The sequence below is a fragment of the Halomonas sp. A29 genome, from assembly GCF_046723295.1.
GTDB lineage: Bacteria > Pseudomonadota > Gammaproteobacteria > Pseudomonadales > Halomonadaceae > Halomonas.
This window is the reverse complement of the sequence record NZ_JAXQPR010000002.1, coordinates 46,619-70,995: the sequence shown is the minus strand read 5'-3', so window position 1 is coordinate 70,995 and position 24,377 is coordinate 46,619. Positions and strand designations below refer to the sequence as shown.

At 62.2% G+C, this 24,377-nt stretch carries 20 protein-coding genes, 2 tRNA genes and 1 pseudogene; 8 read left to right on the top strand and 15 right to left on the bottom strand.

The features are described from left to right. The first annotated feature begins 54 nt into the window (after positions 1 to 54). Genes siaA through siaD form a run of 4 tightly spaced genes read left to right on the top strand, consistent with a single transcriptional unit; the run spans position 55 to position 3,834 of the window. Positions 55 to 2,124: a biofilm regulation protein phosphatase SiaA gene (siaA, locus tag SPH52_RS03780; RefSeq protein ID WP_411793670.1), complete on the top strand. Its 2,070-nt coding sequence runs from the start codon at positions 55 to 57 to the stop codon at positions 2,122 to 2,124. After that, a complete protein-coding gene (siaB, locus tag SPH52_RS03775; protein WP_411793669.1) occupies positions 2,124 to 2,654 on the top strand; it encodes a biofilm regulation protein kinase SiaB in 531 nt (176 codons plus the stop codon). Before siaA ends, siaB begins: the two co-directional genes overlap by 1 nt. Before the next feature lie 17 nt (positions 2,655 to 2,671). After that, positions 2,672 to 3,061 (top strand): biofilm regulation phosphoprotein SiaC, encoded by a 390-nt coding sequence (gene siaC / locus SPH52_RS03770; protein ID WP_411793668.1) that lies wholly within the window; start codon positions 2,672 to 2,674, stop codon positions 3,059 to 3,061. Continuing rightward, entirely contained in the window at positions 3,058 to 3,834 is a 777-nt protein-coding gene (gene siaD / locus SPH52_RS03765; protein WP_411793667.1) for a biofilm regulation diguanylate cyclase SiaD, read from the top strand. Before siaC ends, siaD begins: the two co-directional genes overlap by 4 nt. Before the next feature lie 155 nt (positions 3,835 to 3,989). Here siaD and SPH52_RS03760 read toward each other — a convergent pair whose 3' ends face one another. The 12 genes from SPH52_RS03760 to sdhC form a co-directional block, all read right to left on the bottom strand. After that, positions 3,990 to 5,309, bottom strand: a complete 1,320-nt coding sequence (locus SPH52_RS03760; protein ID WP_411793666.1) for an alpha/beta hydrolase family esterase — start codon at positions 5,307 to 5,309, stop codon at positions 3,990 to 3,992. A 23-nt stretch (positions 5,310 to 5,332) separates the two neighbouring features. Next, positions 5,333 to 5,749 carry a CopG family transcriptional regulator gene (locus tag SPH52_RS03755; RefSeq protein WP_411793665.1) on the bottom strand — a complete coding sequence of 139 codons (417 nt, stop codon included), beginning with the start codon at positions 5,747 to 5,749 and terminating at the stop codon, positions 5,333 to 5,335. 174 nt (positions 5,750 to 5,923) lie between these two features. Beyond that, positions 5,924 to 6,805 carry an urea carboxylase-associated family protein gene (locus SPH52_RS03750; protein WP_411793664.1) on the bottom strand — a complete coding sequence of 294 codons (882 nt, stop codon included), beginning with the start codon at positions 6,803 to 6,805 and terminating at the stop codon, positions 5,924 to 5,926. Positions 6,806 to 6,932: 127 nt separating this feature from the next. Beyond that, positions 6,933 to 7,805 carry a succinate--CoA ligase subunit alpha gene (gene sucD / locus SPH52_RS03745; RefSeq protein WP_411793663.1) on the bottom strand — a complete coding sequence of 291 codons (873 nt, stop codon included), beginning with the start codon at positions 7,803 to 7,805 and terminating at the stop codon, positions 6,933 to 6,935. After that, positions 7,805 to 8,971 (bottom strand): ADP-forming succinate--CoA ligase subunit beta, encoded by a 1,167-nt coding sequence (sucC, locus tag SPH52_RS03740; RefSeq protein WP_411793662.1) that lies wholly within the window; start codon positions 8,969 to 8,971, stop codon positions 7,805 to 7,807. Before sucC ends, sucD begins: the two co-directional genes overlap by 1 nt. Positions 8,972 to 9,132: 161 nt before the next feature. Further along, complete coding sequence (gene lpdA, locus SPH52_RS03735; RefSeq protein WP_411793661.1) at positions 9,133 to 10,572, bottom strand: dihydrolipoyl dehydrogenase; 1,440 nt, start codon at positions 10,570 to 10,572, stop codon at positions 9,133 to 9,135. 52 nt (positions 10,573 to 10,624) lie between these two features. Beyond that, positions 10,625 to 12,166 carry a 2-oxoglutarate dehydrogenase complex dihydrolipoyllysine-residue succinyltransferase gene (gene odhB, locus SPH52_RS03730; protein ID WP_411793660.1) on the bottom strand — a complete coding sequence of 514 codons (1,542 nt, stop codon included), beginning with the start codon at positions 12,164 to 12,166 and terminating at the stop codon, positions 10,625 to 10,627. A 42-nt stretch (positions 12,167 to 12,208) separates the two neighbouring features. After that, positions 12,209 to 15,040, bottom strand: a complete 2,832-nt coding sequence (locus tag SPH52_RS03725) for a 2-oxoglutarate dehydrogenase E1 component (protein ID WP_411793659.1) — start codon at positions 15,038 to 15,040, stop codon at positions 12,209 to 12,211. A gap of 252 nt (positions 15,041 to 15,292) precedes the next feature. Then, positions 15,293 to 15,997, bottom strand: a complete 705-nt coding sequence (locus tag SPH52_RS03720) for a succinate dehydrogenase iron-sulfur subunit (protein WP_411793658.1) — start codon at positions 15,995 to 15,997, stop codon at positions 15,293 to 15,295. 14 nt (positions 15,998 to 16,011) lie between these two features. Continuing rightward, positions 16,012 to 17,784 carry a succinate dehydrogenase flavoprotein subunit gene (gene sdhA, locus SPH52_RS03715; protein WP_411793657.1) on the bottom strand — a complete coding sequence of 591 codons (1,773 nt, stop codon included), beginning with the start codon at positions 17,782 to 17,784 and terminating at the stop codon, positions 16,012 to 16,014. Between the two features lie 3 nt (positions 17,785 to 17,787). Next, a complete protein-coding gene (gene sdhD, locus SPH52_RS03710; protein WP_411793656.1) occupies positions 17,788 to 18,135 on the bottom strand; it encodes a succinate dehydrogenase, hydrophobic membrane anchor protein in 348 nt (115 codons plus the stop codon). After that, entirely contained in the window at positions 18,129 to 18,506 is a 378-nt protein-coding gene (sdhC, locus tag SPH52_RS03705; protein ID WP_411793655.1) for a succinate dehydrogenase, cytochrome b556 subunit, read from the bottom strand. Before sdhC ends, sdhD begins: the two co-directional genes overlap by 7 nt. A 473-nt stretch (positions 18,507 to 18,979) precedes the next feature. Here sdhC and gltA point away from each other — a divergent pair, with 473 nt between their 5' ends. Together gltA and SPH52_RS03695 are read left to right on the top strand one after the other, a co-directional pair. Further along, positions 18,980 to 20,263, top strand: a complete 1,284-nt coding sequence (gene gltA / locus SPH52_RS03700) for a citrate synthase (RefSeq protein WP_411793654.1) — start codon at positions 18,980 to 18,982, stop codon at positions 20,261 to 20,263. Between the two features lie 136 nt (positions 20,264 to 20,399). Beyond that, positions 20,400 to 21,287 (top strand): NAD(P)-dependent oxidoreductase, encoded by an 888-nt coding sequence (locus SPH52_RS03695; protein ID WP_411793653.1) that lies wholly within the window; start codon positions 20,400 to 20,402, stop codon positions 21,285 to 21,287. A 507-nt stretch (positions 21,288 to 21,794) separates the two neighbouring features. On the opposite strand, the gene SPH52_RS03690 is transcribed toward SPH52_RS03695, so the two are convergent. The 3 genes from SPH52_RS03690 to gltX form a co-directional block, all read right to left on the bottom strand. After that, positions 21,795 to 21,870: transfer RNA gene (locus SPH52_RS03690), tRNA-Glu, on the bottom strand. Between the two features lie 32 nt (positions 21,871 to 21,902). Continuing rightward, a tRNA-Ala gene (locus tag SPH52_RS03685) sits at positions 21,903 to 21,978 on the bottom strand. A 67-nt stretch (positions 21,979 to 22,045) separates the two neighbouring features. Further along, positions 22,046 to 23,527, bottom strand: a complete 1,482-nt coding sequence (gene gltX / locus SPH52_RS03680; RefSeq protein WP_411793652.1) for a glutamate--tRNA ligase — start codon at positions 23,525 to 23,527, stop codon at positions 22,046 to 22,048. Positions 23,528 to 23,772: 245 nt separating this feature from the next. On the opposite strand from gltX, the pseudogene SPH52_RS03675 reads away from it, so the two are divergent. After that, a pseudogene (locus tag SPH52_RS03675) lies at positions 23,773 to 23,955 on the top strand (helix-turn-helix domain-containing protein); the annotation flags it as partial. Positions 23,956 to 23,979: 24 nt separating this feature from the next. Next, positions 23,980 to 24,369 carry a hypothetical protein gene (locus SPH52_RS03670; RefSeq protein ID WP_411794111.1) on the top strand — a complete coding sequence of 130 codons (390 nt, stop codon included), beginning with the start codon at positions 23,980 to 23,982 and terminating at the stop codon, positions 24,367 to 24,369. Positions 24,370 to 24,377: the final 8 nt, after the last annotated feature.

Genomic DNA, 24,377 nt, shown 5'->3' with positions numbered 1-24,377 from the left:
TACTTCGAGCATGACCTTTCTCGGTCTTGCCGCTGCAGGGAATCAGTACACACCATGGCCGCACGATGGGGGCTGCGTGGCAAGTCGGTCGCGACGTTGCTGCTCGCCTGTCTTCTCTCATTGATCCCTGCCGTCCTGCTGGGCTGGAAGGCAATCGACGACATTCGCCGTCACTTCGCCAATGCCTATGCGGAGAACTATACCCTGCTGCACATGCAGCGGATCCTCGCACCGGTATCGCGTGAGCTAGCCCTGGCACAGCGCTTTGCCAACACCCTGGTGCTACGGCAATGGATGGCCGACGAAGACGGCAGCGATAGCCAGGCGCGCTTCTTTGCCGAGGCCGAGGGGTTCCGCCAGGACTTCGCCGACCGCTCCTACTTCGTGATCGTCGACGCCAGCGGCAACTACTACTATACCAACGACGATAATGCCGGCAGCCGTGCACCGCGCTATCGCCTGGACGTCACCCAGCCAAATGATGCCTGGTACTTCCAGGTCCGCCGAACCAACGAGCCCTACAACCTCAACGTCAACGTCGACCACGAGCTCGGGGTGACCAAGGTGTGGCTCAACGTCCTGGTACGCGAGGGAGATTCCCTGCTGGGCCTGGCCGGCACCGGCGTCGAACTGGGCGGTTTCCTGGATGCCTTCCTCCGCGACGAGGCCGAGGGCCTGACGCCGATGATCGTCGACCAGCAAGGCGCACTGCAGGCGCACCCTTCATTGGATCGAATCGCTCTCGGTTCGGGCGCGGGCGAGGTCGACGGCGAGCGCACCATCCATGCCCTGCTCGGCAACGACGAGCAGCGCAGCGAGCTGACCCGTGCCATGCAGGCAGCCCGTCAGTCGCCGGAATCGATCCAGACCCTGTGGGCCAGCCTCGAGGCACGCGAGCGCCTGCTCTCGGTGGGCTACATTGCCGAACTGGACTGGTACCTGATCACTGCGCTCGACATCGGCGTCGCCCAGATTCTCGACCGCCGCTGGCTGTGGCCACTGCTGATCGCTGGCGCACTGATTCTCGGCATCCTGCTGACCATCATCGCCGTGGCCACCGAGCGTCTGATCCTGGCTCCGTTGAACCGCTTCAAGCAATCGGCCCAGGCCATCGCCGCAGGCCACTACGACTCTCCGCTGCCCACCGCGCGTCACGACGAGATCGGCGAACTCTCCCAGGCCTTCTCGCACATGGCCGATCAGGTGCAACGCCATACCCGCGAACTCGAAGCCAAGGTTCGTGAGCGCACCCAGGCCCTGGAACGAGCCAATGCCGAAATGGCCGCCACTCAGAAGAAGCTGGGCGATTCGATCGATTACGCCAGCTTCATCCAGCGTGCCATTCTTCCCGATCGCCAGCTCGATCTGCACCTCGAACATCATCATGGCGTGCTGTGGAAGCCGCGGGACACGGTAGGCGGCGACTTTTACCTCTTCCGGGCCGATGCCGGAGGCTATCTCTTCGGCGTGGTGGATTGCGCCGGCCACGGCGTGCCCGGCTCGCTGATGACCATGCTGGCCCGGGCGATTCTCGACCACGCGATTCTCAAGGTTGGCTGCCATGATCCGGCAGCGATTCTCACCGAGACCGATAGCCAGAGCCGCGAGCTGCTGGGCGCCGAACAGCTGCCCACCTCGGTCGCCACGCACATGGATGCCGGGCTGGCCTGGGTGGATCTCGCGACGGGACGGATCACCTTCGCCGGCGCCAAGATCGGCCTCTACGCCAGCGACGGTGTGACGCTGGCTCACCTCGCCGGTGACAAGCGGCCGCTGGGCCACAAGCGTCGAATCGAGTATCGCAATCAGGACATCGACCTGCGTCCCGGCTGGACCTACTCGCTGTGTACCGATGGCTTGCTCGACCAGGCCGGCGGCAGCGACGGCTTCGGCTTCGGCAACACCCGCTTCGAGGCGCTGTTCATGGCCCAGGCGCAGCGCCCGCTGCAAGCACAGATGGAGGCTTTCGAGCAGGCGCTTCAGGACTATCAGGGTGACCTGCCGCAGCGTGACGACATCACCCTGTTGAATTTCCGCTTCACCGAGCAGGACCAACCGCCCGGCAGAGAATCGCCAACCCTGCTTCCTGCCCAGGAAGGTGCCGCATCACAGGAGAACTCGTGATGAACCTGTTGAGCATGCGCGAGAGCTATCTCGAGCAGCGCATCATGCTGTGTTTCAATGGCCCAATCTCGCGCAGCCTGATTGAAGAAATCGGCAATGCCCTGCGCAACTACCTAAACTCTCAGCAGGCCACGCCATCCGACGCCATGGATGTCTTCGCCGCCTACATCGAAATGACCCAGAACATTCGTCACTATGCCATGCGCCATGGCTATGACGAGGAGTCTGCCTCGGCCACGGTGGCGGTGGCCAAGGACGCTCAGGGCCGCTATACGGTTTCCGCCGGCAACCTGGTGGAATATGGAGATGGTGAGCGGCTGGTCAAGACCATCGAGGCCCTCGCCGCGCTCGACAAGCAGGAATTGAAACAGGCCTACAAGAAGCAGCTGCGCATGCCCCGCGGGGGAGAAAAATCCGGAGCCGGCCTGGGGCTCCTGGACATAGCACGCAAGTCGAGCGAACCGATGCGGGCCTCGCTCGAGCCACTGCCCGACGGGCGAGGCTTCTTCAGCCTCACCGCCGTGATCTGATCAGCCGAGTGCTAGTAATGACCAACGATCTCAATATTCCCGGCAGCCAGTCCACACCAACCATCGTCAGCGATTGGCAAGCCGGCCTACTCACCATGCAGGGCGACTCCTATCCGGAGAACTCGTTCGAACTCTTCGATCAGGTGATCGAGTGGGTCAAGCGCTTTCTCGACGAAGCGTCGCACCCGCTGACGCTGGAACTGACGCTGGTCTATCTCAATACCAGTTCGGTCAAGGCCATGATGGATATCTTCGACCTGCTGGAGGAGGCCCATCAGGAAGGACACGGAATCCAGGTCACCTGGCACTACGACGCCCGCAACGAACGAATCGCCGAACTGGCCGAGGAGTTTCGCGAGGATTGCACCTTTCCGTTCGCCATCGCCCCGGCACGAGCCTCGACATGACCCGCGAGGAAACCGAACTGCTGGCGCAGGTCGAAGCGCTGCTGAACGACCCCAACCATGGAGACAATCCACTGCGGGCGACATTGGCCCGGCTGCACGCGTTTCATCGCGCCGAGAAGCAGCGCCTGGAACGCCTGGTAACGATTTCCGATAGCTACCAGCGCTACGTTCGCGAGGACGAGCGCAACGCCCAGCGGCGCTACCAGAAGTCGCTGCGCCGGCAAGAGAAGCTGTCGCGCATCTCCGACGGTTACCAGCAGCTCATGCACGAGCACAACAATGCGCTGAAGGAAGCCTCGACCCATGATCCCCTCACCGGCCTGCCCAACCGGCGCCTGATCGACGAGCGCCTGCCCAAGCTCATCGAGCGCAAGCAGTACACCCTGGTGATGCTCGACATCGACCACTTCAAGCTGGTCAACGACCTGCACGGCCACGAAGCCGGGGACAAGGTGCTGGTGGCTATCGCCCAGGAGCTTCGCCAGGAGCTGCGTGATTACGACCTGTGCGCGCGCTGGGGAGGCGAGGAGTTTCTTCTGCTGCTGGCCGACACCGGCCTCACCGAAGCCCATGCGATCATCGACCGCCTGCGTCAGCGCCTGGCCGAGCTGTCGATCCAGGTCGGCGACAACCGGCTCTCGATCACCGCCAGCGCCGGATTGAGCGAATATCGCGACGGCGAGGATCTGCTCGACCAAACCTTGCAGCGAGCCGACCAGGCCTTGCTGCTGGCCAAGCGCAGCGGCCGCGACCGCAGCTGCGTGATCGTCTGAAGCACTACGGCCGTATACCACTACGGCAATGTCGCCCCGGGAACGGCCGCTTCATCAGGACTCGCCGATAGCGGACTACCCTAGGTGCCGTCCCTTCTAGGCCAGCTCATCGTGACCGGCTCCGAGAGGCCATGCCCCGTATGGCGAGCGCAACATCAAGGATTGCCTTTGGCATGCAAATGGAAGAAACGCAGCATTTCCTTGGCCGCATCGGGTCCCTTGGGATCCGTATAGGAGCCGCGCGTATCGCCACCTGACCAGGCATGGCCGGCACCGTGGATCATCCATTGCTCAAGGCACGACTGCCCATCCGCAGCCTGATGACAGGTTCGCGTATAGGCATGGCCATTGGGGACCTGCCCTCGCTCCACCGTCTTCCCGGCACTGCCCTGACGACCGTTTGCCGACTCGCCAGCCGCACGCGAGGCGGCGTATTGAGCGGCAACGCGATCCGCATTGCAAGGATGCACCGTGGTGTCGCGATCACCGTGGAAGACGATGGCGGGCACCCGCGACACCGATGCAGACACTCGTGTCGATGAGGTATTGGCCATGGGGCCTGTGCCACCCTGCATCGCCCCCAGTGCATCGGGAAGACTCTGGGCCACGCCGTGAGGTAGGCCGGAGTGCACGCCCACCGCCGCATAGAGGTCCGGATAGGTCATCGCCAGTGTCGTTGCCATGGCGCCACCGGCCGATAGTCCTGCGACATAGACCCGGCTCGCATCGACCCCGTAAGTGTCGATAATCTGGCGGGTCATGCCGGCAAGGATCGCCGGCTCACCTCTCTCGCGCTGCTGGTCTTCGGCCTTGAACCAGTTCCAGCACTTGTTACTGTTGGCGGTCATCGGCTGGGCCGGATAGAGCACGCAAAATCGTTGTTCTTCGGCCAACCGGTTCATGTTGGTCCCGGCGGCGAAGTCATCGGGGTTCTGCGTACAGCCATGCAGCATGACCACTAGCGGTAGTGCCTGGCCGTGAAAGCCGCTGGGTAGATACAGCTTGTAATCGCGCGAGCCAGCATGGTTGGTAAAGCAACCTGCGGAGAACGCGCCAGGCAGTGCTGTCTCGTTGGTGCCCCGTGCCTGCTCGGGCTGGGCCATGGCATCACGCAACTGGCGCCACTTGTCGCGCCAGGCAGAAGGCAGCCCGATATCACCGCCCGGTATCGTCCCAGAAGCCGCCTGTCGGGTGCGGCCAAGCGCCGAGGATGACGCCTCTCCCGCTGACGATGCACCTGTCCGGTACGAACCCGACTCGGCAGACGCTGGCTTCGTCACCGACATCTCCTCGTCAATGACTTGGCAGCTCCCCTCGAAGGTGTTACCCGTCGGCTCGGAGGTATCCCGGGCTTCCTCGCCCCCCGTTCCGCTCTTCCCACCGGGCATCGCGCCCTGGAGTATGGCCATGGCTTCATGCAGCTTCCCGGCGCGGGTGAGCCGCGTCGCTTCCTCCATTCGTCGCGCGTCGATCATCGTCAATGTCCCTATTCGGTGATTCAGTGAATTCGATCCGCCAGGGCCGCCTTGACCGCCTTGCTGGCATGCAGGGCGCCCAGGACGACCACCGATTCGATGGTGGCGCGGGCCAGTTCCGGTGATACATCGTCGGCAATGCTGGCCATGCCCAGGACCTGAATCTGCAGCGTCTCCCCCGCCGACTGCAGCGCTTCCAGATCCGTGCGGCTGTAATGCTCAAGCCCCAGCACGAAGGCCTTTCGAGTCACCGTTTCCCTGACGACCTCGGCGTGGCTCGCCAATTGATTGCGAATTGCCGTGCGGATCAGGTCGGTGCGATTGGAATAGAACCCTTCTTGGACCAGCAGATCGATCTGCCCCAGGTCGACTACCCCCAGATTTATGGTGATTTTCTCGCTGGAGTCACCAGTCTTGCGGCGCAGTTCATGTACGCTCATGTGTTATGCCTCGCTGCCCTGAAAATAAAACCTTCGGCAAATTTCAACCATCCCACTGGAATCCTTATACCATCCATATGGATGGTATAATAGGCTTGCCGAGTGAATAATCAACGTGCATGCAGAACAACCCGCCTGAGAGCGGGCCATCAACCACAGCGTGGGAGCAGGGGGTCAGAAGCCGCGCTGACGTTTCTCCTCCGCCCAGTCGATTACCGGGCCGCGCAGTCCATGCCCACCGGCATAGGAAGAAGGTACCGGCGGCTGCCAGCCCTCGAGCAGGGCCGCATCAAGTCGAAACACCTCCACCCCGATGGGGTGACAGGTACTCAGCGGGTCGCGAGCATCGGGACCCCACAGGTCCACCGATAGGTCGCCTCCCGGACAACACGACAGCGCGCACAGCAGGTCGATCTCGGCGAACAGCTCGAGATAGTCGCCTTCTCTGGCTGGACACGCTTTCATGAAGTACTGGTCGTCGTCGTTGAGCCCGGTGCACTGGAAGACGTTGAGCACGTCGTGCACATCGAACTCGGTAAGGCCGTGTGGCAACACCGCGCGCACCAGGTTGGAGTGGCAATGGTGGTCGAAGTCCTCGCCGGTGAGCAGACGATTGACGTAGGGATCGCAGCGGGTTCCCAGCAGGTCGTGTATGCGGCCACCCTGTTCGTCCATACCGCTGCCATCGACGCCATAGTTCGCCAGGGTGTCGTCGATGATGGTCGCCATTGGGCGCAGGTAAGGCAGCGTCGACCACAGGCGGTCGTAAGTGGAGACATGGGCACGCTGCAGTTGGCGGGTGCGCGAGGCCCAGAAGCGCTCACGTGGATTGTGCAGGTTCCACAGGTTGAGGTCGCCGACCTGGGGTCCCTCCAGAGTAGATAGCCGCATCACATGCCCCGCGGGCACCTTCCAGGCCCTCCCCTCGCGGATCGGCACCACCAGAGAGTCGACGCGCTGCCTGCCCGCCGGCTCAGTCAGCTGCGCGTAGAAGCGCCTGTCGACATCGAGGACGGATCCTCGGGTCGCCTGATAGGCAGCAGGTACCTTGCTCATGATTGGCTCCTCGGCTTGGGTAAAAGACCTCTTCGAGCCTAGCGGACACGAGCGATATGCGCTTCAACGCCCCAACGCAAACAGGGCGCCCGAAGGCGCCCCGTCGATGGCTGAAACAGGCGTGAATTTACCAGCCGGTCACGTCCTTCAGTGCATCGCCGATCTGGGCCAGGGAGCGAACGGTACGCACGCCGGCATCTTCCAGTGCGGCGAACTTCTCGTCAGCAGTACCCTTGCCACCGGAGATGATCGCACCGGCGTGGCCCATGCGCTTGCCCGGAGGCGCGGTAACACCGGCAATGTAGGACACCACCGGCTTGGTCACGTTGGCCTTGATGTAGGCAGCCGCTTCTTCTTCCGCGGTACCGCCGATCTCGCCGATCATCACGATCGCCTCGGTCTTGGGGTCCTTCTCGAACATCTCGAGGATGTCGATGAAGTTGGAGCCCGGGATCGGGTCGCCGCCGATGCCCACGCAGGTGGACTGGCCGAAGCCGTGGTCGGTGGTCTGCTTGACCGCTTCGTAGGTCAGGGTGCCTGAGCGCGACACGATGCCCACACGGCCAGGCTTGTGGATGTGACCCGGCATGATGCCGATCTTGCACTCGCCCGGCGTGATAACGCCCGGGCAGTTGGGACCGATCAGGCGTACGCCCAGCTCATCGCACTTGACCTTGACGTCGAGCATGTCCAGCGTCGGAATGCCCTCGGTGATGCACACGATCAGCTTGATGCCGGCATTGGCGGCTTCGAGGATCGAATCCTTGCAGAAGGCAGCCGGGACGTAGATCACGCTGGCCTCGGCACCGGTCTTCTCGACCGCTTCCTTGACGGTGTTGAACACCGGCAGGCCCAGGTGCTCCTGGCCGCCCTTGCCCGGGGTCACGCCGCCGACCATCCTGGTGCCGTAGGCGATCGCCTGCTCGGAGTGGAAGGTCCCCTGGCCGCCGGTGAAGCCCTGGCAGATGACCTTGGTGTTCTTGTCGATCAGGATGCTCATTACTTGCCCTCCGCTGCCTTGACGACCTGCTGAGCTGCATCGGTCAGGCTGGTAGCAGCGATGATGTTCAGTCCGCTGGAAGCCAGCTTCTCGGCGCCCAGTTCGGCGTTGTTACCTTCGAGACGCACCACCACCGGCACGTTGACGCCGACCTGCTCGACGGCACCGATGATACCCTCGGCGATCATGTCGCAACGCACGATACCGCCGAAGATGTTGACCAGCACCGCCTTGACGTTGTCGTCGGAGAGGATCAGCTTGAAGGCTTCCGCCACGCGCTCCTTGGTCGCACCGCCACCCACGTCGAGGAAGTTGGCCGGCTTGCCACCGTTGAGGTTGACGATATCCATGGTGCCCATGGCCAGGCCTGCGCCGTTGACCATGCAGCCGATGTTGCCTTCCAGGGCCACGTAGTTCAGTTCCCAGGCGGCCGCTTCGGCTTCACGCTCGTCTTCCTGCGACGGGTCGCGCATCGCCTGGAGGTCCGGGTGGCGATACAGCGCGTTGCTGTCCAGGTTGAGCTTGGCGTCGAGGCAGTGCAGGTTGCCTTCGTCGGTGATCACCAGCGGGTTGATCTCGAGCAGCGCCAGATCCTTCTCGTGGAACAGGCGCGACAGGCCCAGGAAGATCTTGGTGAACTGCTTGACCTGGTCGCCTTTCAGGCCCAGGGCAAAGGCCAGCTCACGCGCCTGGTACGGCTGCGCGCCGACCAGCGGATCGATCTCGGCCTTGAGGATCTTTTCGGGAGTTTCCTCGGCGACCTTCTCGATCTCGACGCCACCCTCGGTGGAGGCCATGAAGACCACGCGACGCGTGGTGCGGTCGACCACCGCACCCAGATAGAGCTCGCTGGCGATGTTGGTGCAGTTCTCGACCAGGATCTTGGCGACCGGCTGACCCTTCTCGTCGGTCTGGTAGGTCACCAGGTTCTTGCCCAGCCACTGCTCGGCAAAGGCCTTGGCCTCTTCCGGGCTCTTGATCAGCTTGACACCGCCGGCCTTGCCCCGGCCACCGGCGTGAACCTGGGCCTTGACGACCCACATGTCACCACCGATCTTCTTGCAGGCTTCCGCCGCTTCCTCGGGGGTATCGACTGCGAAGCCCTTGGATACCGGCAGACCATAATCAGCAAACAGCTGCTTGCCTTGATACTCGTGAAGGTTCATCGATTCATGCCATTGGTTGCATGTGACTCGAATGGCAACCGCGAAACACCGCCTGCGACGGTCGATGCCGGGTCACCCCCGTTCGCATCCGGTACATAGCCGGACACGACGCGCCATCCCACTGGATGGCGCTCGTTGTTACGTCTACTGCGTAAGCTGGCTTACTTGCGCTTCTTGCGGTTGGCCATGTGAATCGCGTGTCCGTCCACCGCCAGGGCCGCTTCGTGAATGGCTTCGGAGGTACTTGGATGCGCATAGCAGGTCAGCGCCAGATCCTCGGCGCTGGAGCCGAACTCCATGGCGATGACACCTTGGGCAATCAGCTCACCGGCATGCTGGCTGACGATGTGCACGCCCAGGATACGATCGGTCTCGGCGTCCGCGATGATCTTGGCCATGCCCTCGGGAGCATTGTTGGCCAGTGCACGGCCGTTGGCCGAGAACGGGAAGCTGCCGGTCTTGACCTCGATGCCCTTGGCCTTGGCTTCCTGCTCGTTCATGCCGACCCAGGCCACTTCCGGTGAGGTGTAGATCACACTGGGAATGGCGTCGTAGTTCATCTCGGCCTTGTGGCCGGCGATGATGTCGGCAACCATCACACCCTCTTCCGAGGCCTTGTGCGCCAGCATCGGACCGCGCACGCAGTCGCCGATGGCGTAGATGCCCGGCACGCTGGTGCGACACTGGTCGTCGACGTGGATGAAACCGCGCTCGTCGAGACCCACGCCGACGCCGTCATCGACCACGCCCTTGGTGTAGGGACGGCGGCCGACGCAGACGATCAGCTTGTCGAAGGTCAGCTCCTGGTCACCCTCGCCGTCAGTGAACTTGACCACCACCTCGTTGCCCTTGACCTCGGAGCCGGTGACGCGAGCGCCCAGTCGAATGTCCAGGCCCTGTTTCTTGAGCAGCTTCTGGGTCTCCTTGGCGATGGCGGTGTCGACCATCGGCAGGAAGGTATCCATGGCCTCGAGCACAACGGTCTCGGCTCCCAGACGGCTCCATACGCTGCCCAGCTCCAGGCCGATGACGCCGGCACCGATCACACCCAGGCGCTTGGGCACTTCGGTAAACTCCAGTGCGCCGGTGGAGGTGACCACGATGTCCTCGTGCAGCGGGGTCGGCGGGATCTCCACCGGCACCGAGCCTGCGGCGATGACGATGTTGTCGGCTTCAAAGGTCGCCGTCTTACCGTCGTGGCCGGTGACCTCGACCTGCTTGGTGCCGGTCACCTTGCCGGTACCATCGATCGCCGTTACACCGTTGGCCTTGAACAGGGCGCTGATACCGCCCACGTTCTTGGCGATGACGGAGTTCTTGAATTCCAGCATCTTGGCCACGTTGGCCTTGGGGGCTTCCAGATCGATACCGATCTCGGCGAAGTGATCCCGCGCCTCGACGAACTTGTGGGATGTCTCGAGCAACGCCTTGGAAGGAATGCAGCCCACATTCAGGCAGGTGCCGCCATGCACGGTCTTGCCTTCCTTGTTGACCCACTTCTCGACGCAGGCGGTCTTCAGCCCCAACTGGGCGGCACGGATGGCGGCCACGTAGCCCCCGGGGCCCGCGCCGATGACGATCACATCAAATTTGTCGGCCATGTGGTTTTCCTGTTGATCGGTTCGCGTTTGAGTCCGTTGATTCGGGGCGCCTTCAGACATCCAGCAGCAGGCGCGCCGGATCCTCGAGCAGTTCCTTGATGGTGACCAGGAACTGCACCGCATCCTTGCCGTCGATCATACGGTGGTCGTATGACAGGGCCAGGTACATCATCGGGCGGATCTCGACCTTGCCGTTGACCGCCATGGGACGCTCCTGGATCTTGTGCATGCCCAGGATGGCGGTCTGCGGCGGATTGATGATCGGTGTCGACATCAGCGAGCCGAAGATGCCGCCGTTGGTGATGGTAAAGGTACCGCCCTGCATTTCATCGATGCCGAGCTTGCCGTCACGCGCACGCTTGCCGAAGTCGACGATGCCCTTCTCGACGTCGGCGATCTTCATGCTGTCGGTATCGCGCAGCACCGGCACCACCAGGCCGCGGTCGGTGGAAACCGCCACACCGATGTCCTGGTAGCCGTGATAGACGATGTCGGTGCCGTCGATGGAGGCGTTGACGTCCGGGAAGCGCTTGAGCGCCTCGGAAGCCGCCTTGACGAAGAAGCCCATGAAACCGAGCTTGACGTCGTGCGCCTTGAGGAAGGTGTCCTTGTACTGTGCACGCAGATCCATTACCGCGCCCATGTCCACCTCATTGTAGGTGGTGAGCATGGCGGCGGTCTGCTGGGCCTGGACCAGACGCTTGGCGATGGTCTGGCGCAGGCGGCTCATCGGCACGCGCTTCTCGGGGCGCTCGCCCTCGAAGGCAGGTGCGGCTGCCGCGGCCTGCTTGGGTGCAGCGGCAGGTGCCGCCCCCTTCTTGGCCGTACCGGCCTGTACGGCGCGCTGCACGTCCTCCTTGAGGATGCGACCGCCCTTGCCGGTGCCGTCGATCTTGCTGACGTCGAGGTCGTGTTCGGCGACCATCTTGCGTGCGGCCGGGGCCAGAATCTTGTCGCCTATCCTCTCGTCGCCGGAGCCATCATCGGCGGAAGCCGCTGGCGTCTTGTCAGCGGCCGTATCGGCACTGCCAGCGCCCTCGGAGAAGATTGCCAGCACCGCCTCGGATGCGACCTGGCTGCCCTCTTCCGCCTTGATCTCGGCGATGGCGCCATCGGCCGGCGCCACGACCTCGAGCACCACCTTGTCGGTCTCGATATCAGCCAGCACCTCGTCGCGCTTGACCGCCTCGCCGACCTTCTTGTGCCACGTAGCCACGGTGCCTTCCTGGATCGACTCGGGGAAAGTCGGCGCCTTCACCTCGTGCTTCTGGCCGCCAGCAGCAGGCGCAGCCTTGGCTTCGCTCTTCGCCTCGGCCTTGGCGTCGGCTTTCTCGCTCTTCTGCTCGCCCTTGGCACTGCCTGCACCGATTCGGCCCAGCACCTGCTCGGACTGCACGGTATCGCCCTCTTCCACCAGCACCTCTGAGAGGGTGCCGGCTTCCGGCGCCACCACCTCGAGCACCACCTTGTCCGTTTCGATCTCGACGATCAGCTCATCGCGCTCGACGCTATCCCCCGCCTTCTTGTGCCAGGCAGCCACGCTGCCTTCGGCAACGGATTCCGGAAAGGTGGGCGCTTTGATCTCGGTAGCCATGTCGTTTCCCTTGTGTGTTCTCTCTCGTCCCGGTGGGTCGCCTCAAAGATTGAAGGCGTCTTCCACCAGCTGGCGCTGCTGTTCGGTATGCACGGACATGTAGCCCGCCGCGGGTGCCGCCGATGCCGGGCGACCGGCGAACTTGAGCTCGCCGCCCAGGCCGCCCTTGAGCATGTCGGCCACCGCCCGCATATGGTGCTGGCTCGAGTACCAGGCGCCCTGGTTGAGCGGCTCTTCCTGACACCACACCACGCTCTCGAGGTTGACGTAGTCCTTGAGCGCCTCGAAGAGCTCCTCCTTGGGGAAGGGGTAGAGCTGCTCGATGCGCACGATGGCGGTATCGTCACGCTCGTTCTCGGCACGCCAGGCCGCCAGGTCGTAGTAGACCTTGCCGGCACACATGATGACGCGCTTGACGCGCTGGGCATCGAGGTTGCCCTGATCCGGCAACACCATGTGGAAATGACCGTTGGCCAGATCCTCGAGACTGGAGGTCGCCTCCTTGTGGCGCAACAGGCTCTTGGGCGACATCACCACCAAGGGCTTTCTCAACGGTCGGATCACCTGGCGACGCAGCAGGTGGAAGATCTGCCCCGGCGTGGTGGGCACGCACACCTGCATGTTGTGCTCGGCGCACATCTGCAGGAAGCGCTCGAGGCGCGCCGAGGAGTGCTCGGGCCCCTGACCTTCGTAGCCGTGAGGCAGCAGCATGGTCAGGCCACACAGACGACCCCACTTGGTCTCGCCGGAGGAGATGAACTGATCGACCACCACCTGGGCACCGTTGAAGAAGTCGCCGAACTGCGCCTCCCAGATCACCAGATCGTTGGGCGCCGTGGTGGCGTAGCCATACTCGAATGCCAGCACCGCCTCTTCCGAGAGGAAGGAGTCGTGAATGGTGAAACGCGGCTGTCCATCGGACATGTGCTGCAGCGGCACGTAGGTGGAGCCATCCTTCTGGTTGTGCACCACCGCATGACGGTGGGAGAAGGTACCACGACCCACGTCCTGCCCGGTGATGCGCACCGGGTGCCCTTCATCGAGCAGCGTGGCGTAGGCCAGGGTTTCGGCAAACCCCCAGTTAAGGGCCAGACCACCGGCCTGCATCTTGCGGCGGTCCTCGTAGATCTTGGCCACCTGACGCTGCACCTCGACCCCGTCGGGAATCTCGCACATCCGCGCCGCCAGGCGCTGCAGGCGCTTCATCTCGACGCCGGTCTCGGCATAGCCACTCCACTCGTGGCCGAGGTAGGGCTTCCAGTCGACGAACAGCGAGGTGTTGGGCTGCTGCACCAGGGCGTTGGCCACGTGGTTGCCCGCCGTCAGGTCCTCGCGGTAGGTCTCGACCATCGCCTGGGCTTCTTCCTCGCTGACCACACCCTGCTCGACCAGACGCTGGGCATACAGAGTACGCGAGGAGGGATGATCCTTGATCTTCTGGTACATCAGCGGCTGGGTGCCGGACGGCTCGTCGGCCTCGTTGTGGCCGCGACGACGATAGCAGACCAGGTCGATGACCACGTCCTTCTTGAACTGCTGGCGATAATCCAGCGCCACCTGGGTAGCATGCAGCACGGCATCCGCGTCATCGCCGTTGACGTGGAAGATCGGCGACTGAACCATCTTGGCAATGTCGGTGCAGTACTCGGTGGAGCGCGTGTCCTGCGGATGAGAGGTGGTGAAGCCGACCTGGTTGTTGATGACGATGTGCACCGTGCCGCCGGTCTTGTAGGCACGGGTCTGGGACATCTGGAACGTCTCCATGACCACGCCCTGCCCGGCGAAGGCGGCATCGCCATGCACGTTGATCGGCAGTACCTTGGTACCTTCGAAGTCGTCGCGGCGATCCTGGCGGGCGCGCACCGACCCCTCGACCACCGGCGAAACGATCTCCAGGTGGGAGGGATTGAAGGCCAGCGCCAGGTGCACTTCGCCGCCCGGTGTCATGACGTTGGAGCTGAAGCCCTGGTGGTATTTCACGTCGCCCGAGCCGCGCTCGATCAGCTTCTTGCCGTCGAACTCGTCGATCAGCTCGGAAGGGTTCTTGCCGAGGATGTTGACCAACAGGTTGAGGCGACCGCGGTGGGCCATGCCGATGACGACCTCCTTGACCCCGTAGCCGCCGCTGCGCTGGATCAACTCGTCCATCATGGGGATGAACGCCTCGCCGCCCTCGAGACCGAAGCGCTTGGTGCCCGGGTACTTGGAGGCCAGATAGTTCTCCAGGCCTTCCGCGGCGGTCAGGCGCTCCAGCAGGTGCTTGCGAACGTCGTCACTGTACTTGGGCGCCGAGCGAACCGACTCGAAGCGCTGCTGCAGCCAGCGCTTCTCCTCGGTATCGACGATGTGCATGATCTCGCAGCCGATCGAGCGACAGTAGGTCTGCTCCAGCGCCCCGACGATCTCGCGCAGCGGCGCCTTGTCCATCCCCAGAAAGAAAGAGCCGGTCTGGAATTCGGTATCCAGATCGGCCGGTGAAAGCTGGTGGAAGGAGAGGTCGAGGTCGGGAACGGGGGTCTGACTGCGCAGCTTGAGCGGATCGATATCGGCCTTCTGGTGGCCCCGGAAGCGGTAGGCGTTGATCAGCTGCAACACCTTGACCTGCTTCTTGCTCTCGCCGCTGTCGGCGGCGGCGGCAAGACCGGTCCGGCGCGCGCGCGCCAGCTGCTGGAACTGATCGCGCACGGGACTGAGGGGGACATCATGGGAGGCACTGCCTTCGACTCTCGGCAGCTGATCGAAGTAGGTCCGCCACTCGTCGGGTACGGAACCTGGGTCGGCGAGGTATTGCTCGTAGAGCGCTTCCACATAGTGAACGTTGCTGCCGCTCACGTGGGAGCTGTTCCACATCAACTCCATTATGCCTTGTTGCATCTCTCGGTCACCCTACACTGATGGGGTGTTGTCGGCGCCGTCGCGGGCCAGCCGCGGCGGCTTGGCTGGTGCCCTGCCGGAGGGGCGTCTTCTCTTCCCGGCGGTTCCAGCCGCGAGGCTGGAATCCTTGCAATTCATGCTCAAGAGCCGGTACCTGTGGCACCGGCTCTCTTGCTGCTGGCTGCGAGCCGACCGCGACATGACGTCGCGGTCGCACTGCGGCCAGTATGATAGCAAGCTATGCGCCACGATTTAAGTGGCATTCGCCAGCAGCATGTCGCGGATCTTGCCGATCGCCCGCGTGGGGTTGAGCCCCTTCGGACACACCGCAACGCAGTTCATGATGCCGCGGCAACGGAACACGCTGAACGGATCCTCCAGCTCGGCCAGACGCTCGCGGGTGGCGGTATCGCGCGAGTCCGCCAGGAAGCGGTAGGACTGCAGCAGACCGGCAGGGCCGACGAACTTGTCCGGGTTCCACCAGAACGACGGACAGGAGGTCGAGCAGCAGGCGCACAGGATGCACTCGTAGAGACCGTCGAGCTTGTCGCGCTCCTCCGGTGACTGCAAACGCTCGATGGCCGGCGCCGGGGTATCGTTCTGCAGGTACGGCTGGATACGCTCGTACTGCTTGTAGAACAGCCCCATGTCGACCACCAGGTCACGCACCACCGGCAGGCCGGGCAGCGGACGCAGCACCAGCTTGTTGTCCTTGACCACGTCGGACAGAGAAGTGATGCAGGCCAGGCCGTTCTTGCCGTTCATGTTCATGCCGTCGGAGCCGCAAACTCCCTCGCGACAGCTACGACGAAAAGCCAGGGTGGTGTCCTCGGCCTTGAGCATTTCCAGCACGTTCAGGACCATCAGGTCACGGCCCTGGGTGTCGAGCTGGTACTCCTGCATGTAGGGCGCGGAGTCGGTTTCCGGGTTGTAGCGATAAATGGATACCTGAAGCATCTCGTGACTCCCCCTTAGTAGGTACGGATTTTCGGCTCGAAGGTGTCGACGGTCTTCGGCTTGAAGTTGACGTCGCGCTTGCCGACCCGCTTTTCGGCCGGGAAGTACATGGAGTGCTTCAGCCAGTTGGCATCGTCGCGGTCCGGATAGTCGTAGCGAGAGTGCGCGCCACGACTCTCCTTGCGCTCCAGTGCCGCGATGGCAGTGGCTTCGGCCACTTCCATCAGGTTGTCGAGCTCGAGCGCCTCGACACGGGCAGTATTGAAGGCACCGGACTTGTCGACCAGATGTGCTTCGCCGATGCGGCCGCGCAGATCGGCCAGCTTCTTGACGCCCTCCTGCATGTGGTCTTCCTGGCGGAACACACCGAAGGAGTTCTGCATGATGCTCTGCAGCTCGGTCTTGAGAGCTGCCACGGATTCGCCGCCGCTGGACTCGTTCCAGCGGGTCATGCGCTTCATGGCCGCCTCGATGTCGGACTCGGAGGCATCGAGGTACTCGATGCCCTCGTTGAGCGCGCTCTCGATGAACATGCCCGCCGCACGGCCGAACACCACCAGGTCGAGCAGCGAGTTACCGCCCAGGCGGTTGGCGCCGTGCACCGATACGCAAGCCGCTTCGCCACAGGCGAACAGGCCACCCACGATGTGGTCGTTGCCGTCGGCGTCCTGCATGATCGCCTGACCATGCACGTTGGTCGGAATTCCGCCCATCATGTAGTGGCAAGTCGGCACCACGGGAATCGGCGCATTGGTCGGGTCGACGTGGGCGAAGATCTTCGACAGCTCGCTGATACCCGGCAGGCGCTTGTTGAGCACCTCTTCACCCAGGTGGTCGAGCTTGAGGAAGACGTGATCGCCATTCTCGCCGCAGCCGCGGCCTTCGAGGATCTCCATGACCATGGAGCGTGCCACCACGTCGCGGCCGGCAAGGTCCTTGGCGTTGGGCGCATAGCGCTCCATGAAGCGTTCGCCGTCCTTGTTGACCAGGTAGCCACCCTCGCCACGGCAGCCCTCGGTGACCAGCACGCCGGCACCGTAGATACCGGTGGGATGGAACTGCCACATCTCCATGTCCTGCATCGGGAAGCCGGCGCGCAGCGCCATGCCGATGCCGTCGCCGGTATTGATCAGGGCGTTGGTGGTCGAGGCATAGATACGGCCCGCGCCGCCGGTGGCCATGACGGTGGCCTTGGACTTGACGTGCACCACTTCGCCGGTTTCGATGCACATGGCGATGCAACCCACCACGTCACCGTTGGCATTCTTGACCAGATCAACCGCGAACCACTCGTTGAGGAAAGTGGTGTTGTTCTTCAGGTTGTTCTGGTAAAGCGTATGCAGCAGGGCATGACCGGTACGGTCGGCCGCCGCGCAGGTACGCGCCGCCTGGCCACCCTCGCCGAAATTCTTGGACTGACCGCCGAACGGACGCTGATAGATGCGGCCGTTGTCGAAGCGCGAGAACGGCAGACCCATGTGCTCGAGCTCGAAGACCGCCTTGGGGCCCTCCGAACACATGTACTCGGCAGCATCCTGGTCGGTGATGTAGTCGCCACCCTTGACGGTGTCGTACATGTGCCAGCGCCAGTCGTCGTTGGGGTCGGCCGAAGCGATGGCGCAGGTGATGCCGCCCTGGGCGGAAACGGTGTGCGAGCGAGTCGGGAAGACCTTGGACAGCACGGCAGTCTTCTTGCCGGACTTGGCCAGCTCGAGCGCGGCGCGCAGGCCGGAGCCGCCGCCACCGATAATGATGGCGTCGAAGGACAAGGTACGCATGTTAGACATGGATCAGGCTCCCCACAGAACTTGGATGCCCCAGACCAGGAACACGAAAACGGCCAGGATGATGATGACCTGGGCGCCGAGGCGCACGGGCGTGGACTTCAGGTAGTCGGTGGTCACGGTCCACAGACCGACCCAGGCGTGCGCGGCAAGAGAGATGAAGGCCAGCAGGGAGAAGATACGCATCCAGGTCTGGGCAAACAGGTTGCTCCAGGTCACATAGTCGAGCCCGGGATTGAACAGAAGGTACGCGACGATGAAGAGCGTATAAAGCGCCAGGATGACAGCCGAGACCCGCTGGATCAGCCAGTCGGAAAGGCCACTACGGCCCAGATTGGTGATGTTGGTTACCATACCCAGACTCCCGCCAGAATGATCAGGACGGCACTGATGACCACAGTGGCCTGTGCCTTCTTCACGCCACCTTCAAGGGTCACCCCGAAACCGGCGTCCATGAGCATGTGCTTGATGCCGGCCACGAAGTGGAATGCCAGTGCCGACAACAGGCCCCAGGCGATCAGCTTCGCCAGGATGTTATTGGCCAGGGTATCCCGGACGGTAGCAAAACCCTCGGGGGACGCCAGCGACTTGTCGAGTGCCCAGAAGGCGAAGATGAGACCAACGAACAGTATTACGCCAGTAATGCGGTGGGCGATCGACGTCAAGGCGGGAAGCGGGAAATGTATCGTGGTGAGATCTAGGTTGACGGGTCGTTTGCTATTCACGGCTCTATACACACTCTCTTGGCTCGCTCTACAACCGATGGGACCAGGCTCGAGCGAGCGGTGGTTTGAGGTAGGGGGCTCGCCGCTGCCGGGACGAGCATGACAACGAGTACCTGCCAGTCGCGCGGTGTGGATTATAGGGACATGAACCCCCAGTGACAAATGCCCAGCACCCTGACTCGACCATGGTACAAGCCTGCCACCAAGGTCATGCGACTATACATACAAACTCGCACAAGGGCTCCGCCCGGCAGCCAGCGGCTGGCGGGGCTTTTCAGTGGTGCAAAGCACCATTTCTTTTACAAAATATTATACGCTATATAGCATTTTGTACAACGCAGCGGTCGCTTTGGCCCAATTGACAATCCCGGGAACGCTTCTATAGTGGGCGAACCTTTTTCGCGGACCAGCGGTTCAACAGGACTTGCGAAAGAAAGAGTTAACGTTCTATTCGACTTCGAGAGGAGGCCAGAATGGCTGACAGGAAAGCGACACTGACGGTAGACGGCCTGGAAAAGACGATCGAGCTGCCAGTCTACTCAGGCACCCTGGGCCCTGACGTGGTCGATGTTCGCGGTCTCGGCGCCGACGGCCTGTTCACCTACGACCCCGGCTTCATGGCAACCTCCTCGTGCCAGTCGGCCATCACCTACATCGATGGTGCCAAGGGCGTACTGCTGCACCGCGGTTACCCCATCGACCAGTTGGCCAAGGACTCCAACTTCGTCGAGGTGTGCTACACCCTGCTGTTCGGCGAACTGCCGACCGACGAGGAGTACGCCGACTTCGAGTCGCGTGTCCGCAACCACACCATGGTGCACGACCAGATCAACAACTTCTTCAAGGGCTTCCGCCGCGACGCTCATCCGATGTCGATCCTCTGCGGCGTGGTCGGTGGCCTGGCGGCCTTCTACCATGACCACATGGACATCACCCAGGAAGAAGATCGCGTGATCAGCGCCATCCGCCTGATCGCCAAGATGCCGACCCTCGCCGCGATGTCCTACAAGTACAACGTCGGCCAGCCTTTCAACTACCCGCGCAATGACCTGAGCTATGCAGAGAACTTCCTCTACATGATGTTCAGCAACCCGTGTGAGGGGTACCAGGTCAATCCGGTCTACGCCAAGGCCATGGACCGCATCTTCATGCTCCATGCTGACCATGAGCAGAACGCCTCCACCTCCACGGTGCGCCTGGCCGGCTCCACCGGTGCCAACCCGTTCGCCTGCATCAGTGCCGGCATTGCCGCACTGTGGGGCCCGGCCCACGGCGGCGCCAACGAGGCCGTACTGAAGATGCTCGACGAGATCGGCGACGACTCCGAAGAGAACATTCAGCGCTTCATCGACAAGGCCAAGGACAAGGACGACCCGTTCAAGCTGATGGGCTTCGGACACCGCGTGTACCGCAACTTCGATCCTCGCGCCAAGGTGATGAAAGAGACCTGTGACGAAGTGCTGGCCGAGCTCGGCATCGACGACCCGCAGCTCAAGATTGCCAAGCGCCTGGAGCAGATAGCCCTGGAAGACGAGTACTTCGTGGAGCGCAAGCTCTACCCCAACGTCGACTTCTATTCCGGCATCATCCTTAAAGCCATGGGCATTCCGACCAACATGTTCACGGTTATCTTCGCGGTCTCGCGCACGATCGGCTGGATTTCCCACTGGCACGAGATGTTGAGCGGGGACTACAAGATCGGCCGTCCGCGCCAGCTCTATACCGGACATCCGCCGCGCGACTATCCTGCCAAGTAAGTCGGCAGGACGCGGCCAAGCCGCAACGCACTGGAAAGCCGCCTTCGGGCGGCTTTCTGCGTATCGAGCCGCTCTCTGCGAACCAGTTCGCCAGCAATATCCAAACGAGCATCAGTCAAGAAAAGAGGGAAACGGAATGCATCAGATCTCCTCAGTCGCCTTCATCGGCCTCGGCGTGATGGGCTACCCCATGGCCGGACACCTGGCCCGCGCAGGACTCGACATACGCGTCTACAACCGCACCGCTACCAAGGCCAAGGCCTGGGTCGAGAAGTTTGGGGGCAGCCACCACTCCACGCCTGCAGAGGCCGCTCAAGGGACCGACCTCGTGCTGGTTTGCGTAGGCAACGACGACGATGTCAGGCAGGTCACCGTCGGCGAGCACGGCACGCTCTCGAGCATGACCGAGGGTAGCCTGCTGGTGGATCACACCACCGCCTCGGCCGATCTCGCCGAGCAGCTCGATGTCGCCTGCCGTGAGCGCGGCATTGGCTTCATCGATGCACCGGTCTCGGGCGGACAGCAGGGCGCCGAGAACGGTGTACTGACGATCATGTGCGGCGGCGACCAAGCCCACTACGTACGCGTCGAGCCCGTGCTTGGCCACTATGCCCGAGCCGTCAGCCTGATGGGGCCGGCCGGAAGCGGCCAGTTGACCAAGATGGTCAATCAGATCTGTATCGCCGGACTGGTCCAGGGCCTGGCGGAAGGCCTGCATTTCGCCGAACAGGCCGGGCTCGACCCGCAGCGCGTGGTGGACGTGATCTCCAAGGGGGCGGCTGGCTCCTGGCAGATGGAAAATCGCCACAAGACCATGATTGCCGACGAGTACGAGCATGGTTTCGCCGTCGACTGGATGCGCAAGGATCTGGGGATCTGTCTCGAGCAGGCCCGCCGCCTCCAGGCCCGCCTGCCCGTCACCGCGCTGGTGGATCAATTCTACGGCGATGTGCAAGTCATGGGTGGTGGACGCTGGGACACCTCCTCCCTGCTGCGCCGCCTGCGCGCCCGCACGGACAACTGAGCCAGCCCAGGGCCATTACTCGCCGAGGGGCGTCGCCTACCTACGACACCCCTCAGCGAAAAGCACTAGAAAAGCACCAGTCCGCTCTTGACAGGCATGGCTTTACACGGAGCGAATTGCGGCCTTCGTGAGGCCCGAATGTTTTCCACACAATCTGTGGATAACCCTGTTCACAACCGCAAGAAAACTCCATCAAATCGGCATGAGAAGGGGCTTGCCGTCAGATTGGTCACTTTTTGACCAATCATAACTATCTGATAATTATGGTTTTTTGCGCCTGCACACTGACAAGTCGTCGTTTCAGTGATTTACGCACAGGAGTACGTGAAGAGCATTGCGCAAGTGGACAAGTCAAGCCCAAAACGCAGTAAAAATAGCCGCTTCAATGGACTTTTCACGCAAGAGAAGCCCTGCGCATGATAGGCAGGCACAGCAAAGGCTCAAGGCGCCAGAGCGTCTCAAGAGATCGTTTCGGGAAAAGGATTTTCACAACGAAAAGACAAGAAGTGGCGTCCCATAGGGGGTTCGAACCCCTGTTCCCGCCGTGAAAGGGCGGTGTCCTAGACCACTAGACGAATGGGACGCAATATCGCTCACTCATGGCACTTGCAATATTGGTGGAGCCTAGCGGGATCGAACCGCTGACCTCGACACTGCCAGTGTCGCGCTCTCCCAGCTGAGCTAAGGCCCCACATGTGCCGTGAAGACGGGGCGTATGTTACTGATTCGTCCCGCCCTCGTCAAGACTTTCGGACCGATCAGGCCAAGTCGCGGAACTCCTTCTCGAAGCGCTTGGCCTGCTTCTTGGAAACGCCGCCGAGTACTTCAATGGCATGGCGCAGCCGCGCACGCGTCACGTCGGATCCCAGGATCGCCATGGCGTCCATCACCGAGGTACTCGCCGCGGAACCGGTGATGGCAATGAAAACAGGCGCCAGGAAATCCTTCATCTTGAGCTCGAAGTGGCCGGTGAGTGCCTTAACCTCGTCAAGCAGCGCCTCCTTGTGCCAGGCCGACACCGTCTCGAAGCGCCAGGTCAGGAACTGCAGCAGTTTGACCAGCTCCTCACGCTCCAGCTTGACGCCCTCGAAGTCTTGTTCTGCGACGTCAGGCACACCGCTGAAAAAATGCCCTGCCAGAGGCGCCACCTGGGAGAGCGTCTCCACCCGAGTGCGCACCTGCGGAAGAATCTGGGCGACGTAATCCTCATTGAACGCCCACTTCAGCAGCGCATCGAGGAAGGCCCGGTCATCCAGATCCTCACGTATATAGAGCCCGTTGAGCCAGGTCAGCTTCTCCAGGTCGAAGACAGGGCCGCCCAATGACACCCGCTGAATGTCGAAGCTCGCCATCATCTCATCAAGGCTGAACTTCTCGCGCTCGTCGGGCATCGACCAACCCATGCGCCCCAGGTAGTTGATCACCGCCTGCGGCAGGAATCCCATGCGACGATAATAGTTGATGGAGGTGGGGTTCTTGCGCTTGGAAAGCTTCGACTTATCAGGATTGCGCAGCAGTGGCATGTGACACAGCACAGGCATCTGCCAGCCAAAATACTCATACAGCAACTGATGCTTGGGCGCCGAGTTGATCCACTCCTCACCACGCAGCACATGGGTGATGCCCATGAGGTGGTCGTCCACCACGTTGGCCAGGTGATAGGTCGGCATGCCGTCAGACTTGAGCAGAATCTGGGCATCCACCTGCGCCCAGTCGACCTCGATGGGACCGCGCAGCATGTCGTCGATCACGCAGGTACCACTGGACGGCACCTTCATGCGCACCACGTATGGCCAGCCTTCACGCTCACGACGAACCGTCTCGCCTTCCGGCAGTGCCAGGTCGGAGGGTTTCAACGCCAGATGCATACCGGACGCCTTGCGTGCCTCCCTCAGCTCGTCCAGCTCTTCGCTGGTGCGGTAACACCTGAAGGCATGACCGGCCTCGATGAGCTGGCGGGCGTACTCGGCGTAGATATCGCCACGTTCACTCTGACGATAGGGGCCATGAGGACCTCCCACGTCGGGGCCTTCATCCCACTCGAGCCCGAGCCAGCGCAACGAGTCCAGGATCATCTGCTCGGATTCCTGCGTGGAGCGCACCCGGTCCGTGTCTTCGATTCGCAAGATGAACTGCCCGCCGTGCTGCCTCGCAAAGCAGAGATTGAACAGTGCGATATAGGCGGTGCCTACGTGTGGGTCGCCGGTGGGTGACGGCGCAATGCGAGTACGTACAGTCATGTCGTCCTTTATCCAATCGGGTATGCGTTATGGCGGCATTATACGCACCTGAGTCGACACAGGCAGCCGCACCACCACTCTCCGGATAGTCAGCGCGGATCATAATATGCAGAATGATTCTTGTTAACCGGGAGTATGACAGCGGCTAATAGTCAATTTATCGTTGACGCGCTAAATTTGCACAGTTAACACAGATCATTGACTATCGACTTAACTTTTGAATTGACAGTCGTCAGGTTGGTGAAATGGATTCATTGGGCGAAAGAATCAAGCACTTACGGTTACAGGCAAACCTGAACAAAGCCGCACTGGCAAGGAAGGTAGGCGTTTCGGACGTCACGATCTCGTATTGGGAGTCGGGCGCTATCAAGCAAATAGGCCATGAGAGGCTGGTAGCACTGGCGGATGCCCTTCAATGCTCGCTGGCTCAACTGCTTGAAGGTGAGGCTCGGTTGACGCCCGCGCCCCTTTACCTCCGCGGCCAGCCTCCCGTGCCATGGCTGGACCCCAATGCCAATCGCTTCACGCTATCCAACGAAATACTGGCAGGTGTCGACTGGCAGGGTGAGTGCTACCTCGTCACGCCCGCGCCCGGCGAGCAGTTCGATTATCTCGAAAGCGGCGACCTGGCTGCGTTTGGCCCCACGGAGAACTGTGACCAACCGGGCCGCTATCTGATCGAAGGTGCCGGTGGGCTGTATATCGGTCAACTCGAGCATGGCAACAGCGGTGAGCTGCTGGTCAGCAGCGGGAACGATCCCAAGGCGTTACCGATCCCGCTGGATGCGACCGAGAGGGTCGTAGGGCGACTGTTGGCTCGCTGGTGCAAAGACGGCGCCTGACGGCGCCA

Excerpts from the sequence above, each read along its gene's own strand:
- siaA (WP_411793670.1), top strand. The coding sequence starts at position 55 with ATGGCCGCACGATGGGGGCTGCGTGGCAAGTCGGTCGCGACGTTGCTG.
- siaB (WP_411793669.1), top strand. The coding sequence starts at position 2,124 with ATGAACCTGTTGAGCATGCGCGAGAGCTATCTCGAGCAGCGCATCATG.
- siaC (WP_411793668.1), top strand. The coding sequence starts at position 2,672 with ATGACCAACGATCTCAATATTCCCGGCAGCCAGTCCACACCAACCATC.
- siaD (WP_411793667.1), top strand. The coding sequence starts at position 3,058 with ATGACCCGCGAGGAAACCGAACTGCTGGCGCAGGTCGAAGCGCTGCTG.
- SPH52_RS03760 (WP_411793666.1), bottom strand. The coding sequence starts at position 5,309 with ATGATCGACGCGCGACGAATGGAGGAAGCGACGCGGCTCACCCGCGCC.
- SPH52_RS03755 (WP_411793665.1), bottom strand. The coding sequence starts at position 5,749 with ATGAGCGTACATGAACTGCGCCGCAAGACTGGTGACTCCAGCGAGAAA.
- SPH52_RS03750 (WP_411793664.1), bottom strand. The coding sequence starts at position 6,805 with ATGAGCAAGGTACCTGCTGCCTATCAGGCGACCCGAGGATCCGTCCTC.
- sucD (WP_411793663.1), bottom strand. The coding sequence starts at position 7,805 with ATGAGCATCCTGATCGACAAGAACACCAAGGTCATCTGCCAGGGCTTC.
- sucC (WP_411793662.1), bottom strand. The coding sequence starts at position 8,971 with ATGAACCTTCACGAGTATCAAGGCAAGCAGCTGTTTGCTGATTATGGT.
- lpdA (WP_411793661.1), bottom strand. The coding sequence starts at position 10,572 with ATGGCCGACAAATTTGATGTGATCGTCATCGGCGCGGGCCCCGGGGGC.
- odhB (WP_411793660.1), bottom strand. The coding sequence starts at position 12,166 with ATGGCTACCGAGATCAAAGCGCCCACCTTTCCGGAATCCGTTGCCGAA.
- SPH52_RS03725 (WP_411793659.1), bottom strand. The coding sequence starts at position 15,040 with ATGCAACAAGGCATAATGGAGTTGATGTGGAACAGCTCCCACGTGAGC.
- SPH52_RS03720 (WP_411793658.1), bottom strand. The coding sequence starts at position 15,997 with ATGCTTCAGGTATCCATTTATCGCTACAACCCGGAAACCGACTCCGCG.
- sdhA (WP_411793657.1), bottom strand. The coding sequence starts at position 17,784 with ATGTCTAACATGCGTACCTTGTCCTTCGACGCCATCATTATCGGTGGC.
- sdhD (WP_411793656.1), bottom strand. The coding sequence starts at position 18,135 with ATGGTAACCAACATCACCAATCTGGGCCGTAGTGGCCTTTCCGACTGG.
- gltA (WP_411793654.1), top strand. The coding sequence starts at position 18,980 with ATGGCTGACAGGAAAGCGACACTGACGGTAGACGGCCTGGAAAAGACG.
- SPH52_RS03695 (WP_411793653.1), top strand. The coding sequence starts at position 20,400 with ATGCATCAGATCTCCTCAGTCGCCTTCATCGGCCTCGGCGTGATGGGC.
- gltX (WP_411793652.1), bottom strand. The coding sequence starts at position 23,527 with ATGACTGTACGTACTCGCATTGCGCCGTCACCCACCGGCGACCCACAC.